12 protein-coding genes are annotated in these 14,187 nt (G+C 66.0%); 7 read left to right on the forward strand and 5 right to left on the reverse strand.

Annotated features, from left to right (window positions below):
- Positions 1–13: 13 nt before the first annotated feature.
- Entirely contained in the window at positions 14–1,309 is a 1,296-nt protein-coding gene (locus AC07NK_RS11795; RefSeq protein WP_495170790.1) for an MFS transporter, read from the forward strand.
- Here AC07NK_RS11795 and AC07NK_RS11800 read toward each other — a convergent pair.
- Both AC07NK_RS11800 and AC07NK_RS11805 read right to left on the reverse strand, forming a co-directional pair.
- On the reverse strand, positions 1,301–2,260 hold the full coding sequence (locus AC07NK_RS11800) for a pyridoxal-phosphate dependent enzyme (protein ID WP_495170791.1): 960 nt from the start codon (positions 2,258–2,260) through the stop codon (positions 1,301–1,303). The two genes, AC07NK_RS11795 and AC07NK_RS11800, sit on opposite strands and share 9 nt — an antisense overlap.
- Positions 2,257–3,225 (reverse strand): fumarylacetoacetate hydrolase family protein, encoded by a 969-nt coding sequence (locus tag AC07NK_RS11805; protein ID WP_495170792.1) that lies wholly within the window; start codon positions 3,223–3,225, stop codon positions 2,257–2,259. The genes AC07NK_RS11800 and AC07NK_RS11805 overlap by 4 nt, the downstream gene beginning before the upstream one ends.
- Before the next feature lie 88 nt (positions 3,226–3,313).
- Between AC07NK_RS11805 and AC07NK_RS11810 the strand changes: the two genes are divergently transcribed.
- The gene (locus AC07NK_RS11810) at positions 3,314–4,336 is read left to right on the forward strand and encodes a DODA-type extradiol aromatic ring-opening family dioxygenase (RefSeq protein ID WP_495170793.1); all 1,023 of its coding nucleotides are present in this window, start codon (positions 3,314–3,316) and stop codon (positions 4,334–4,336) included.
- Between the two features lie 160 nt (positions 4,337–4,496).
- Complete coding sequence (locus AC07NK_RS11815) at positions 4,497–5,273, forward strand: IclR family transcriptional regulator (RefSeq protein ID WP_495170794.1); 777 nt, start codon at positions 4,497–4,499, stop codon at positions 5,271–5,273.
- A 6-nt stretch (positions 5,274–5,279) separates the two neighbouring features.
- On the opposite strand, the gene argE is transcribed toward AC07NK_RS11815, so the two are convergent.
- The gene (gene argE, locus AC07NK_RS11820) at positions 5,280–6,464 is read right to left on the reverse strand and encodes an acetylornithine deacetylase (protein WP_495170795.1); all 1,185 of its coding nucleotides are present in this window, start codon (positions 6,462–6,464) and stop codon (positions 5,280–5,282) included.
- Positions 6,445–8,112, reverse strand: a complete 1,668-nt coding sequence (locus tag AC07NK_RS11825; protein WP_495170796.1) for a thiamine pyrophosphate-dependent enzyme — start codon at positions 8,110–8,112, stop codon at positions 6,445–6,447. Before AC07NK_RS11825 ends, argE begins: the two co-directional genes overlap by 20 nt.
- 164 nt (positions 8,113–8,276) lie before the next feature.
- Here AC07NK_RS11825 and AC07NK_RS11830 point away from each other — a divergent pair, with 164 nt between their 5' ends.
- The 3 genes from AC07NK_RS11830 to AC07NK_RS11840 all read left to right on the forward strand — a co-directional run bounded on the left by AC07NK_RS11830 (position 8,277) and on the right by AC07NK_RS11840 (position 11,486).
- On the forward strand, positions 8,277–9,275 hold the full coding sequence (locus tag AC07NK_RS11830) for a GlxA family transcriptional regulator (RefSeq protein ID WP_495170797.1): 999 nt from the start codon (positions 8,277–8,279) through the stop codon (positions 9,273–9,275).
- 87 nt (positions 9,276–9,362) lie between these two features.
- A complete protein-coding gene (locus AC07NK_RS11835; protein WP_495170798.1) occupies positions 9,363–10,253 on the forward strand; it encodes a DJ-1/PfpI family protein in 891 nt (296 codons plus the stop codon).
- A 75-nt stretch (positions 10,254–10,328) separates the two neighbouring features.
- Positions 10,329–11,486, forward strand: a complete 1,158-nt coding sequence (locus AC07NK_RS11840) for a tetratricopeptide repeat protein (RefSeq protein WP_495170799.1) — start codon at positions 10,329–10,331, stop codon at positions 11,484–11,486.
- A gap of 7 nt (positions 11,487–11,493) precedes the next feature.
- Here the strand turns inward: AC07NK_RS11840 and AC07NK_RS11845 are convergent, their stop codons facing one another.
- Complete coding sequence (locus tag AC07NK_RS11845) at positions 11,494–12,738, reverse strand: TetR/AcrR family transcriptional regulator (protein WP_495170800.1); 1,245 nt, start codon at positions 12,736–12,738, stop codon at positions 11,494–11,496.
- Positions 12,739–12,894: 156 nt separating this feature from the next.
- On the opposite strand from AC07NK_RS11845, the gene AC07NK_RS11850 reads away from it, so the two are divergent.
- Positions 12,895–14,178 carry an acyl-CoA dehydrogenase family protein gene (locus AC07NK_RS11850; RefSeq protein WP_495170801.1) on the forward strand — a complete coding sequence of 428 codons (1,284 nt, stop codon included), beginning with the start codon at positions 12,895–12,897 and terminating at the stop codon, positions 14,176–14,178.
- Positions 14,179–14,187 lie beyond the last annotated feature (9 nt).

Consider the following 14,187-nt stretch of genomic DNA (forward strand, 5'->3'; position numbering starts at 1 on the left):
GAGAGGGTACGGGATGTTTCAGTTCAACCAGGCATTCCGCGATGAGTTCAGCGCCAACTGGCGCGTGCTGGCGATCGCGATCACGGCTTTGTTCTTCGGATTTTCGGCGCCGGCCTATGCGCTGCCGTTCATCTATCCGGAGGTGATCAAGGAATTCGGCTGGACACGCGAGCAGGCGACTCTGCTGGCGACCGCCAAATATCTGACCGGCGTGATTGCCTGTCTGGTGTTCGGGCGCTTCCTCGACATTGCGGGTGCGTGGAAGGCGCTGATGACCTCGATCGTCGTCGGCGGCTTCGCACTGCTCGGCTTCGCCTTTGTCGGTGGGCTGACGAGCTATTATGCGGTCGGTGTGCTGCTCGGCATCGCCGGGCCGGGCGCGATGGTGTCGTGCTTCGTGCTGGTCGGCCGGACCTTCCGCGCGTCGCAGGGGACCGCGACGGGTATGGTGCTGCTGGGCACGGCGATCGGCGGTGTGGTGATGCCGATCGTCACCGCCGAGCTGATCCAGGCATTCGGCTGGCGCAACGGCATGGCCTCGCTGTCCGCGGGCATCTGGCTCGTCGCGGTCCCGGCGCTGATCTACGGGATGCTGCGGGTGCCGATCACCGAGCAGGCGGCGACCGCCAGCGACGCCAGCGAGAGCGTCGGCGTACGCGAATATTTCGGCAAGATGATGCGCGGATCGAGCTTCTGGCTGATGTCGATCGCCTTCTTCCTCGTCACCATCGTCGATCAGGCGCTGACCCAGCATCAGGTGCTGATGTTGCTCGATGCCGGTCTCAGCAAGGACGAAGGGGCGTGGGCGGTGAGCGGGATCAGCGTGGTCGCGATCTTTGGCCGCGTGCTGGCGGGCAATATCCTCGACCGCAGCTCCAACCGCGGGCTGGCGGGGCTGTACTTCCTGCTCACCACCTGTGCGATCCTGTCGTTCGCCCTGACCAACCCGATCGTGCTGGTGTGCTATATCGTGGTGCGCGCGATGGGCCATTCGAGCGTGATGGTCGACGGTCCGGTGATCTCGCGGCACACCTATGGCACCCAGCATCTCGGGCTGCTGACGGGCCTGCTGACGGCGATGGCCAACCTCGGTTCAGCCACCGGTCCCTGGGTGATGGGGCGGATGTATGATGCGGGCCAGTCCTATCAGTCGGCGCTGGTCCTGTTCATGATCCTGCCGGCGGTGTCGGCGATCTGCATCTGGTTCGTGAACCCGCGCGCATGGAAGGCCCAGCGTGCGGACGCGCAGCGGCGGCAGGACCAGCCGGCCGAAGGCAGTCCGGCGGTGGGCTTGCCGGCGTCAGGCTGAGAGGTGGGTTAGCAGGGCGGCAGGATCGATGTTGCCGCCCGACAGGATCGCGGCGACCTTGCGCCCCGAATGGTTGGGTGAGCACGCCGCCGCATAGGCGATCGCACTCTGCGCCTCGACGATCAGATGGCAATCGAACGCTAGCGTCCGGAACGCCGCCAGCGCCTCGGCCTCGCTGACCACCACCACGCCGTCGACCAGTTCACGCAACAGCGGCCACATGATTTCGAGCACCGATTGCATGCCGGGGCCGTTGGCGAAGGTCGCGCGGCGTTCGAACGGGACCGGGCCGCCGGCTGCGAATGCGGCGGCGAGGGGCGCGGCGGCATCGATCTCGCACGCCAGCACCTTCACCCCGGCCTGCATCGCGCGCATCGCGGCGGCGATGCCGGAGACCATCCCGCCGCCGCCGAACGGCACGATCACCGTATCGACCTGCGGCCATTGATCGACCAGCTCCAGCGCCATCGTGCCGTTGCCGATGATGCCGTCTTCCTCGCACACCGGGTGGAGGAAGCGTGCTTCGGGATCGCCGGCGTCGCGGGTTTCCATGATCCGCCACCAGTCGGGAAAGGCGTGCGGCACTACGGTGACGCCGAGCCGTTCCAGCGCCGCGAGCTTCACTGCGGCGGCATTGGCCGGAACATGGCAGGTGAGGCGGAAGCCGCGCGCCGCGCCGACCATCGCTACGGCCGGGGCGAAATTGCCCGCGCTTGCCGTGACCAGACCATGAGCGGCCGCATCGTCAGGGAGTTGCTCGACGATGTTGGCGGCGCAGCGGATCTTGAACGAGCCACCGGGCTGGAGATTCTCGCACTTGATGCGGATCTCGCGGCCGTCGGGAGCGGGCGCCGCGAGCAGGGGTGTGACGATCGCGTGCGGCGCGATCCGGGCGGCGGCGGCGCGGAAATCGGCTTCCGTCTTGCCCAGGATCGCGTCGCACAGGCTCATGACCGGCGTTCGCCGATCGTGTTGCGCAGGATACCGATCCCCTCGACTTCCAGCTCAATGATGTCGCCCGGCTCGAGATAGCGGCCGGTTTCGAACCCGCAGCCATTGCCCGCGGTGCCGGATCCGAACACGTCGCCGGGGTAGAGTGTCTCGTCGCGCGACACGAACGCGATGCACTTGGCAAAGCTGAACTGCATGCCCGAAGAATTGCTGCGCCCCTGGACCTCGCCGTTAATGCGCGATTCCATCGCGAGGTTGGACACGTCGGGCAGCTCGTCGCGGGTGACGATCCACGGCCCCATCGCGTTGCCGGTGTCGAAATCCTTGCCCTTGGACGGCCCCATGCGGAATTGCTGGTCGCGCACCTGCTCGTCGCGTGCGGAGAAGTCGTTGTAGATCATGTAGCCGAAGATGTGCGCATCGGCGTCGGCTTCTGCGATGTCCGCGCCGCGCTTGCCGATCACCGCGGCGAACTCCAGCTCATAGTCCATCGTGCCGCTGAAGCGCGGCCACTGGATCTCCGAGCCATGGCCCGAACAGGTCATGCGGTTGCCCTTGAAATAATAGGGCCGCTGGTACCAGCTCGCGGGCAGATCATAGGCGCCGCTCGCCTTGAAGCCGGCATAGGCGGCCTCGGGGTCGGGCTGGCTCGACGCGCGCATCCGCATGCTTGCCTCGAGCGCCTGAAGACAATGCAGCTCGAAGTTGGCGAAGTCGCGGATCGAGTTGGGCACGGGCAAAGGGGGCAGGAACCGCACGTCCGCGGCGGCGTGGCGATGATCGCCGCGGTCGCGGGCGAGCAGGTCGTGCACGGCATCGAGCGCGGGTTCGCCGGCTTCGATCAGCGCCAGCATCGTCGCGAGCGACGGATCGGCGCCGGCCGCAGCAAGATCGAGGATCGAGCCGTCGGCCGCCACCACTCCGGTCCGCGCACCCCGGCCGGTATCAAAGCTGACGAGTTTCATCGCTTTCTCTCCATTTTAATATCGTAATTCGTTACGAAGTAACGCATAGCGTTACAATACAGTCCGTCAATCGACCGAAGGAGGAAGCATGGCGCAGATCGTTCTGGGTATCGGTTGTGCACATACGCCCCAGCTGCACACGCTGGCGCATGACTGGGATATTCGCGCCGCGCGCGACCGGCAGGACGGAATTCCGCTGTGGTTCAAGGGACGCAAGCTGCTCTATGCGGAGCTTGAGGCGGAGCGTGCAGGCGAGAATATCGGCGCACAGCTCGACCTCCCGACCCGGCAGGCAGCGCTCGACAAGAGCTTTGCGGCGATGGACACGCTCCATGCGGCGTACAAGGCGGCCGATCCCGACGTGGTCGTGATCATCGGCAACGACCAGCACGAGATCTTCTCTGAGATGGTGCCGACCTTTGCGGTGATCGCGGCGGACGAGATCGCCAACATTCCGCGCACCGGCGAACAGAAGTCACGGCTGCCCGTCGGGATCGAGATTTCGGATCACGGCCATCTGCCCGATGCGCCGACCGTCTATCCCGGCCATCGCGAATTCGGCACGCATCTCGCCCGCCATCTGGTGCGCGAGAGTCAGTTCGACGTGACGCTGTGTCATGAGAAGCCGACCGTCAGCAACGACAAGTCGCTCCTGTACGGCATGCCGCACGCTTATGGGTTCCTCTACAAGAACATCATGCGCGACCATATCCGGCCGCACGTGCCGGTCGACGTCAATTGCTGGTATTACGACAACAGCCCCAGCGCGGCGCGCAGCCATGATTTCGGCAGTGCGGTGGCACGGGCGATCGCGGCGTGGGACAGCGATGCGCGCGTCGCGGTGCTAACCACCGGCGGCCTTACGCATTTCGTCGTCGATCCCGAATGGGACGCGCGCTTCCTGAAGGCGATGCGCACGCGCGACCATGTCTGGCTGCGGTCGATTCCGCAGAAGGAACTGATGGCCGGCACGTCCGAATGCAAGAGCTGGATCGCGACTTCGGCAGCGATGGATACGGCGGGGCTTTCGATGGAAGTCGTCGACTATCAGAAGCTGTACCGGACCGAAGGCGGCACCGGTTCATCCTGCGCCTTCACGCTCTGGAGCTAAGGAATCCGGCCCTGCCGCGACGCAGGGCCAGCACGCGCTCTCATCCGGTCATCCACAAGGTACTGGCGTTGGGTGGCCGGATGGGGGACCGGTATCGCAGGTTCAGCATTGCTGAAGCGCCCGTCTCGCTTATCGTGACGACCGATGTTAGGGGGCAAGAATGAGCGATCCGACCGAAGGCATGGATGACGACGCCGGCTCTGCCCGGGTGAAAAGCGTCGAAGTCACCGTCCAGATTCTGGAAGTACTGACCGAAGCATCCGATCCGGTGCGCGTGACCGACATGGCACGCCAGCTCGACATGACCAAAGCGCGCGTGTCGCGCCACCTCCAGACGCTCACGCGGCTGGGTCTGGTCGATCGTGCGCGCGAGGGTGAGGGCTATGTCTTCGGGCGCAAGCTGCTCAAGTTCGGCCGCGCCGCGGTCTATCGCAGCAACCTTGTCCAGCTTGCCCGGCCGTTCCTGCAGGATCTGTTCAACGCCACCGGCCATACCTCACTGCTCGCCACGCCCACCCGTGGCGGCGCGATGGTGGTGCATTCGGTGCAGAACCAGTTCGAGCCGGGGATCATGATCCATCCAGGCACGCTGCTGACCCTGCCCAATTCGCCCGCCGCGCGGCTGATCTATTTCTTCGAGAACCAGAAGCCGACCCCGCCGCGCGTGATCGCTAATCTGAAGCGCTATGGCGCCGATTTCGAGGCTAATCCGCGCGGAACCGGTCTTGGCGGCGTCGCTGCACCGATCTTCGAACCCGACGGCCTGATCGCGGGAACCGTCGGCATCATCCTGTCGTCGTCGCTGCTGATGCCCGATCCCGACGAGGATCTGCTCTCGCAGGTCCGCTACACCGCGGCACGCCTTCAGAACGAATATGCCGAGGGCGCGCTCTCCGCGCTCATGCCTGAGCGCGAAGGCGACGATAGCGAGGCCTGACCCTGGTCAGTCAGGGAATGGGGTAATCAGCAGCCGGTCGAGGAAATCCTCGCACTTTGCGAGCTGTTCGAGCGTGACGAACTCATCGGGCTTGTGCGCCTGCTCGATCGATCCCGGGCCGCACAGCACCGACTGGATGTTCTTCGCCTGGAAGAGTCCAGCTTCCGAGCCATAGGCGACGAATGCTGGTGCCGCGTTGGAGCCTGCGAGCCGCTGGACATAGCGGGTAAGTGGCGCTTCCGCCTCGACCGCGAAGCCGGGTACGCGCCCGTTCATCACGATCTCGATATCGGCGGTCTCGCTCACCGCGCGCATCTCGGGCAGCAATTCGCTGTCGATATAGTGGCGCAGCTCGGCGATGATCGCGTCGGGATCGGTATCGGGCAGGGTACGGATGTCGAAGCGGAACTTGCACACCGCCGGGACGATGTTGCTGGCCTGTCCGCCTTCGATTACGCCGACCGACACGGTCGAATAGGGGACCGAGTAGCCTTCGTTGCGCGGTTCGCTCTCACGCAGGCGCGCGCCGATCGCCTCGATCCGCGCAATCACGCGCGCGGCGAAGAAGATCGCGTTGACGCCATAGGGCGCGAGCGAGCTGTGCGCTTCGAGGCCGCGGATGGTGCAGCCATAGGCGCTGCCGGTCTTGTGCCCGATGACGACATCCATCGAGGTCGGCTCGCCCACCACGCAGCCGCGCGGGCGCACGCCGCGCGCGACGAGGTCGTCGAGCATATAGCCGACGCCCTTGCACCCGATCTCCTCGTCGAAGGAGAAAGCGAGGTGAACGGGCTCGGCACGCTCCGCCGCCGCCAGTGCAGGCACCTTGGCGAGGGTGGCGGCGATGAACCCCTTCATGTCGCAGGTACCGCGCCCGAACAGCTTGCCGTCGCGTTCGTCGAGCACGAACGGATCGCTGCTCCAGTCCTGACCATCGACTGACACCACGTCGCTATGGCCGGACAGGACGATGCCGCCTTCGCCCGAGCCGATGGTGGCGAACAGGTTCGCCTTGCCCGGATCGGCGCCATGGCTCAGCACCGACTCCACGCCGTGCGCGGCGAGATAGTCGCGCACCCAGTGGATCAGTTCGAGGTTCGAATCCCGGCTGACGGTCGGAAACCCGACCAGCGTACGCAGGATATCGACCGTGGCCGCCGACGGGCGGCGCTCAGCGGACCTTGCGGCCATGGACATGCTTCCAGGGGGAGGCGGTCGAATCCGAGTCCATCGGCACTTCGATCAGCACGGGGCCGTCGACGGTCTTTGCGGTCGCCAGCGCGGCGGCGAGGCCTTCGGGGCCCACGGCGCGCAAGCCGGTCGCGCCGAACGACTGGGCGAGCGTCACAAAGTCCGGATTGTGCAGATTCGATGCGATCAGGCGGCCGCCATATTTGTTCGCCTGAATGCGGCGGACATTGCCGAAATTGCCGTCGTTGAACACGATCGCGATCAGCGGGATGCGGTGCAGCACCGCGGTCGCAAGCTCGGGCATGGTGTACATGAACCCGCCATCGCCATTGACCGAGATCGTGCGCCGCTGGCCGGCGCCGACCTGTGCGCCCAACGCAGTCGCGAAGCCATAGCCCAGCGTACCCTGATAGCTCGAATTGACGTAGCTACGCGGGGTGTAGATCGGCAGCGCATAGCGCGAGGCGTAACCCACCTGCGTCATCTCATCGACGAACACATCGTCCTCGGCCATCGCAGCGCGGATCACGTCAAGATAGCCGACCTGCGGCTGGATCTCGGCGGCGACTTCCTCGCGGAAGGCAGCGCGGATCGCGGCGAATTCGGCGGTGCGCGGCGCGGGTGAGAGGTTCTTCCCGGCCAGCGCCTCGACCAGCTTCGCGGTCGCCTCGGCCGCATCGGCGACGATGCCGACCGCGGGTGCGACGATGCGGTTGATTTCGGTCTGGTCGAGGTCGATGTGAACGACCTTGAGCCCGCCGCCCATGCCCCATTCGCGCAGCTGGGTCAGGCGCGAGCCGATGCCGATCACCACATCGACGTCGGGCCAGTGCGGCAGCGCGGCGGCGGCGGGAAGGGCGTAGTCGTCGTCCGAGCGGACCGTGCCACGGCCGAGATGGCGGCTGACGATCGGCGCCTGAATCTGTTCGGCGAGCGCGCGGATTTCACGGCCGGCGTCCTGCGCGCCGCTGCCGATGACGATCATCGGGTTGCGCGCACCGGCGATCAGCGTCGCAGCCTGTTCGATCGCGTCGGGATCCGCGAGCGGATTGGCGAGCGAGGGCAGCGCGTCGGGATAGGCGAAGAAACCGGTCTGCGCGAGGATATCGGGCGGAATCTCGAGCGCCACCGGGCGCGGGCGGCCGGTCAGCAGCTGGCGGAACGCTTCGTCGAGCAGGCCGGGGATCTCGCTCGCATGCGTTGCGCGCGCGCTCCACTTGGTCAGGCTGCGCAGCAGGCCGTCCTGATCGTTGATCTCGTGCAGCGCACCATAGCGGCGGTCGATCAGCGCGCTGTTGACGGTGCTGGTCAGGCAGAGCACGCGGGCGTTGCAGGCATAGGCGGTCGAGAGCGCCGCGCCCGCATTGAGCAGGCCGGGGCCGGGGACGACCGCGCAAATGCCGGGCTTGCCGGTGACCATCGCATAGCCGAACGCCATATAGGCGGCGCCCTGTTCGTGACGGCTGTGAAGCACGCGGATGTCGCCACCGCCGCGCTGGAGTCCGTCGAACAGTTCGTCGAGCTGGACGCCGGGAACACCGAACACCGTATCGACATTCCACCGATGCAGTCCGGCCACCAGCGCGTCGCCGCCCGTCATCCGCACGCCGCTGGCAACCGCCGTCCCTGTCCGCTCTGCAACTGTCACGATTCACGCCCTCCGTTGTAACGTATTGCGAGACTATGTCGCGTATATCGTGATAAAACGCAATGGCATTTGTCCTGCTTCGGCTATATCGTGCCATCGAAGCCCGAGACAGGCATTCATTTGGCGTGTCGATCAGGGCAGCCGCACACGATGCGAGATACGCAATGGAACGCAAGGCTCCGATCCGCACCCTGATCCTCGCGTTCGATGGTATCAACCTGCTCGATATCGGCGGTCCGCTGCAGGCGCTGGAGGCCAGCGAGCGGCAGCGCGGGACACCTGAACGCTACGAGACGCTGGTCGCATCGGTGCAGGGCGGCGTGGTCCAGACCTCGGCGCGGATGCCGATCGTGACCCGCACGCTCGCCGAGCTCGATGGACTGGACATCGATACGGTGATCGTCGGGGGCGGCAGCTCGAAGGAAGGGCCGCTCGCGCCGCCCGAACTGGTCGAATGGCTGGTCGCGCGTGAAGCGAGTATTCGCAGGGTCTGCTCGATCTGCGCCGGCGCGTTCATTCTCGCTACGGCGGGGTTATTGGAGGGGCGACGGGCAACCACCCATTGGCATTGGGCGGCGACGCTTCAGGCGCGCTATCCCGAGATCCGCGTCGAACCCGATTCGATCTATGTCAGCGACGGCAAATTCTGGACCTCTGCCGGGGTCACCGCCGGGATCGACCTGACGCTGGCGCTGATCGAGCAGGATTATGGCCACCGGGTTGCGATCGAGGCGGCGCGGCGGCTGGTGGTCTTCATGAAGCGGCCCGGCGGACAGGCGCAATTCTCGGTCCCGCTGCTGCTCCAGAGCGGCAAGGACGAGCGGTTCGAGGCACTTCATGCGTGGATGCGCGAGAATCTGACGCGCGACCTGCGCGTCGAACAGCTTGCCGCGCAGGCCGGCATGTCCGAACGCTCCTTCACCCGCGCGTACACCGCCAGCGTCGGATCGACCCCGGCGCGTTCGGTCGAAGCGATGCGCGTCGAGGCGGCGACTGGACTGCTCGAATCGACGCGGCTGTCGCTCAAGCAGGTGGCGGCGACGGCGGGGTTCGGCGACGAACAGAATCTGCGCCGGGTGTTCGTGCGGCGTTTTGGCGTGAACCCACTGGCCTATCGCGAGCGCTTTGCCGCGCCGGACCGGGGAAGTTCTGGCGGGAATTGAACGGCGCTTGTCCTTTCGGTCGAGCCCGCCCGAAGATAGCCCGACGCCAAGGCCGCGCAGTCGCGCGGCGATCCGAGGAGACAGGGTATGGAAGAAGATCGGTCGGGGGCGGCAGGTCCGGAGGGGCGGCGCGGCTTCTTGAAGACGATGGGAGCGGCCGGGCTGTCGAGCTATATGCTGGCGCTGAGCCAGGCGGCCTACGCGCAACAGGCTGGACATGCCGGGCATGCGGGCCACGGTCAGCCGGCGCGGCCGATGCACGGCGTGCTGGGCAAGGCAGGGGCGGGACCCGACCGCCCCAGGATCGCGATGCTCGTCCACCCGAAGATGGTGATGCAGGATCTGGTCGGGCCGCTCACCGTGTTCAACCTGATGCACAGCGAAATCCATCTCGTGTGGAAGACGCTCGACCCGGTGACGACCGATCTCGGCATTCCCGTGACGCCGTCGACGGCGTTCCGCGACTGCCCGGAGAATCTCGACGTGCTGTTCGCGCCCGGCGGGCTTGAAGGCACCACCGCTTGCATGGACGATGCCGAAGTGATCGAGTTCTTCGCGCATCACGGCAAGACCGCGCGCTTCGTCACCAGCGACTGCACCGGATCGCTGCTGCTGGGCGCGGCCGGGTTGCTGCGCGGCTATCGCGCTGCGAGCCACTGGACCGTGCGCGACGTCGTGGGTTTGATGGGGGGCATCCCCTCGACCAAGCGGGTCGAGGTCGACCGCAACCGCATCACCGGGGGCGGGGTCACGGCGGGGATCGATTTCGGGCTGACCGTCGCGGCGATGCTGCGTAGCCCTGAGGCCGCGCAGCAAATCCAGCTGACGATCGAATATGCGCCCGAGCCGCCGTTCAACGCCGGCCGGCCCGAGACTGCGCCCAAGGCGATCACCGATCGCCTCACCGCCGCACGCGCACCCGCGGTCGGACGCGCGCGCGACAAGGCCCGGGCCGCCGCGGCACTCTTCAAGGGATAGCGGCTTGCTTGTCAGCGCCGCCGCTCCCCCTTAGACTTTCCCGGGTTCTGCCTGGGTGAAGGGGGAGCGGCGTCGATGCTTTTGATTGTCCTTGCACTGGCGGGCCAGCAGGCTGGAGCCGAGCGGCCAGCCGCGCCGCCGGATGTCGTCATCACCGGTAACCGGATGCGTGACGCTTTGGAGACCTGCCTCACGCGCGGCTGCCCGCCCGAAGAAGAGGTCAACGCTGCGATGAAAGCGGGCATGGAGAGTTTCTCCGCAGGCCGCTACGTAGAGGCCAAGGCGATCCTGCGACGCGCGATTTCCCGAAACAGGCAATATGCCGCGCGCATGCCCGGCCCGATTTCGGACCTCTATTCCACCTATGCCGACGTGACCGAGCATGAGGGCGACGACCAGGCGTTCCGTTACGCCACGCGCGAGAGCGTCGCCGTGGTGCGCGATGCGCTGGGCCGTGAGCATTCGCAGGCGCTGAGCGTCTCCGGCCGCCTGGGCGATATGTGGGCCAAGCTCGGCGACCCGGCCAACGCTGACCGCGTCTATCGCGCAGTGGCCGGAGAGGCAGAGCGCGCCGGCAAGGCTGACATCGCCGCAGGGCTGACCTTTCGCCGCGCCTGGCTGGCGCTTAGCGTCCAGGATCTGGCGCGGGCGCGCAGCCTGCTTGAACAACTTGAGCGCAGCTATGGCGAGGATGCGCGCTTCGCGGGGGTGTTGCCCGTGCTGCGGGCACGGATCGCCATTGCAAAGGGAGATGAAAGCGGGACGGACGAACTGATCGCCGCGCTGCGCGGCGCGGGCGGGACGGAGCCCGTGATGCTGCACGAGCCGCGCTATCCCGAGTTCAGCCATTCCGGACCTTCAGGGGTAGCGATAGACGACAGCGACACGATGGCCGCGTTTATTAACGCCAAGTTCGACAGTCCGGACATCAAATGGGCCGATATCGGTTATTGGATCCGGCCCGACGGCCGGCCCGGCGAGGTCGAGATTCTGCGTCCCGCAAAGGGTGCGCAATGGGCGAAGCCGCTGGTCAAGCATGTCGCGGCACGCCGGTTCCTTCCCGTCAAGCCGGACGCAAGCGGTGTCGGAACCTATCGTGTCGAGCGGTTCACCTTGCGTCCTTCTTACGCGGCGCCCATCGGATCGCTCGTCCCGCGACGCACGGGTGCGCCGAGGTTGCATGCGATCGACCTGACGAAGCTTGCGCGGGGCGACGATACGCCGCGCCCGTGAGGCGCGATCAGAAGTCCAGCACCCGGTCGTCGAACAGGCCGAACACGATGGTCGAGGCGTAGAAAGCGACCGCTTTGTCCCGCGGCATGGTGCCGGCCCATTTGCGCATGTCGAATGCGGCATTCTGGAGCGCCATCATCGTCTGGCTGACGACAAGCGGATCGATCGCGCGGATCGAACCTTCAGCGATGCCGTCCGACAACATTCCGGCATAGCGGCGCGCGATGCGGTTCGAGCGGTCGACCATTGCGGTGCGCACGCGCGGCGGCAGGCCGGAGAGCGCGGTGGTGCGCAGCAGCGGTCCGCGTTCGGAGAACTGCACGTCGAGCAGGGTCGCGACGATGCTGGTAACCTTGTGCCAGTGATCCCCGGGGCCTTCCTCGGCGAGCCGCTGGGCGTCGGCGATGATATCGAAGCTGCGTTTGTAGCATTCGATCACCAGCTCGTCCTTCGCGTCGAGATGGTGGTAGAAGCTGCCCTTGGTGACGTTGAGCTCGCTGGCGATCTTCTGGACCGACGCGCCGCGATAGCCGAGCTCGTTGATCAGGCGCGTTGCGGCGAGCAGGAACGCCTCGCGCCCCGGCTCTGCCTCGTCATGCGTCAGATCGAGCATCTCGGGCTTCCACGCCGCGCCCTCCGCGGCGATGCCGTGGCGGAACACGTCCATCAGCCGCGCTTCGACCCGCGGATACTCGTCGATTTCGTAGCGGACCAGCCATGCGGGCAGCCAGAAGGTGTTCTCGAGCAGAACGTGCGCGCGTGCGCCGCGCAGGTCGGTCTCCGTACGGCTGCCCTCTTCGCCCCACAAGGCACGCGTGCGGCGGAAGATATGCTGCCAGCGCGCCATCAGCCGCACACGCATATCGCCTTCCATCGCGCGCAGATCGGACAGGATCGCAAACGCCTTTTCCTCGCCGCGGTCGATCCGGGCGAGCCGTTCCATGTTGATCGAGAGGAAGCGGGCGATGCGGGTTTCGGGCGTGCCCTCCTGATGCGCTTCGTCGAGCATCGCGTCGAGCCGGTCGAGTGTCACCTCGAACGCCGCGGCGGCAAGGTCCTCTTTGCGCTTGAAATAATAGGTGACGCTGGTGGTGTTGAGCCCCACGCGCTGCGCGACGTCCGCAAAGGTCATGCCCTTCGCGCTCTGTTCGTTGATCACATCGGCTGCCGCGGCGAGGATCGCGTCGCGCTTCGCCTTGAACCGTTTCGTCTCGCCCCGCGCTTCGGCGGGGAGCCCCTCTTCGACTACCATCCGGCCAGATTAGCAGCTTTGATTCGAAGGAACAGTCCTAAAGCGGGCAGGGCGGCGCACGGTGGATACGCTACGGAAAAATGGGCCGCGCCCCACTTTACCGAAAAACGGGTATGGCGTATTCGAGTCGAAACGAGCGATGCAAGGAGAAGGATGATGGACTTCACGCTGACCGAGCGCGAAACCTATTTCCGCGACCGCGTGAGGGGGTTCATCGACCAGCACGTCCGCCCACGCGACGGCGACTATCACACCCAGGCCTATACCGGAGAACGCTGGAAGGTGCTGCCGGTGATCGAGGAGCTGAAGGTCGTCGCCAAGGCGCAGGGGCTGTGGAATTTCTTCATGCCGCCGCACTCCGGGCAGAAGCATGTCGACGACAGCTTCGAGTTTGAGGGCACTCAGCTCACCAACCTCGAATACGCATTGTGTGCCGAGGAGATGGGGCGTGCCGGCTGGGCGAGCGAGGTCTTCAACTGTTCGGCGCCGGACACCGGCAATATGGAAGTGCTGCATCGTTACGGCACGCGCGACCAGAAGGGTCGCTGGCTCAAACCGCTGATGCACGGCGAAATCCGCTCGGCCTTTCTGATGACGGAGCCTGAGGTCGCCTCGTCCGACGCGACCAACATCCAGACCTCGATGGTCCGCGACGGCGACCATTATGTCATCAACGGGCGCAAATGGTGGTCGTCGGGGGTGGGCGATCCGCGCTGCGCCGTCGCGATCGTGATGGGCAAGACCAACCCCGATGCCTCGCGCCATTCGCAGCAGAGCCAGATTCTCGTGCCGATGGACGCGCCCGGTGTCAGGGTCGAGCGGATGCTTTCGGTTTTCGGGTATGATCACGCGCCGCATGGCCATGGCGAAGTGGTGCTCGAGAATGTCCGCGTGCCGGTGGAGAATATCCTGCTCGGCGAAGGGCGCGGGTTCGAGATCGCGCAGGGCCGGCTCGGGCCGGGGCGTATCCATCATTGCATGCGCTCGATCGGGGTTGCGGAGGGCGCACTCGAACTGATGTGCAAGCGGCTTCTCAGCCGCGTCGCCTTCGGCAAGCGCATCGCCGACCATTCGATCTGGGAGCAGCGCGTCGCGGAGGCGCGCTCGAACCTCGAGATGATGCGTCTGCTGTGCCTCAAGGCTGCCGACATGATGGACAAGGCGGGCAACAAGTCCGCGCAGGGCGAGATCGCGATGATCAAGGCGATGGGGCCGCGCATGACGCTGCAGATTCTCGACGATGCGATCCAGGCTTTCGGCGGCGCGGGGGTCTCGGGCGACACGCCGCTCGCCAGCGCCTGGGCGAGCATGCGCACGCTGCGCTTTGCCGACGGTCCGGACGAGGTGCACAATCGCGCCATCGCCCGCGCCGAGTTCGGCAAGTACGGGGACTTCAAGGCCGATCGCCCGTCGAGCGGCGACCTGGCCGCGTCGCGTTAAGGGAGAGTT

The sequence above is a fragment of the Sphingomonas sp. GW821-FHT09B04 genome, from assembly GCF_059418285.1.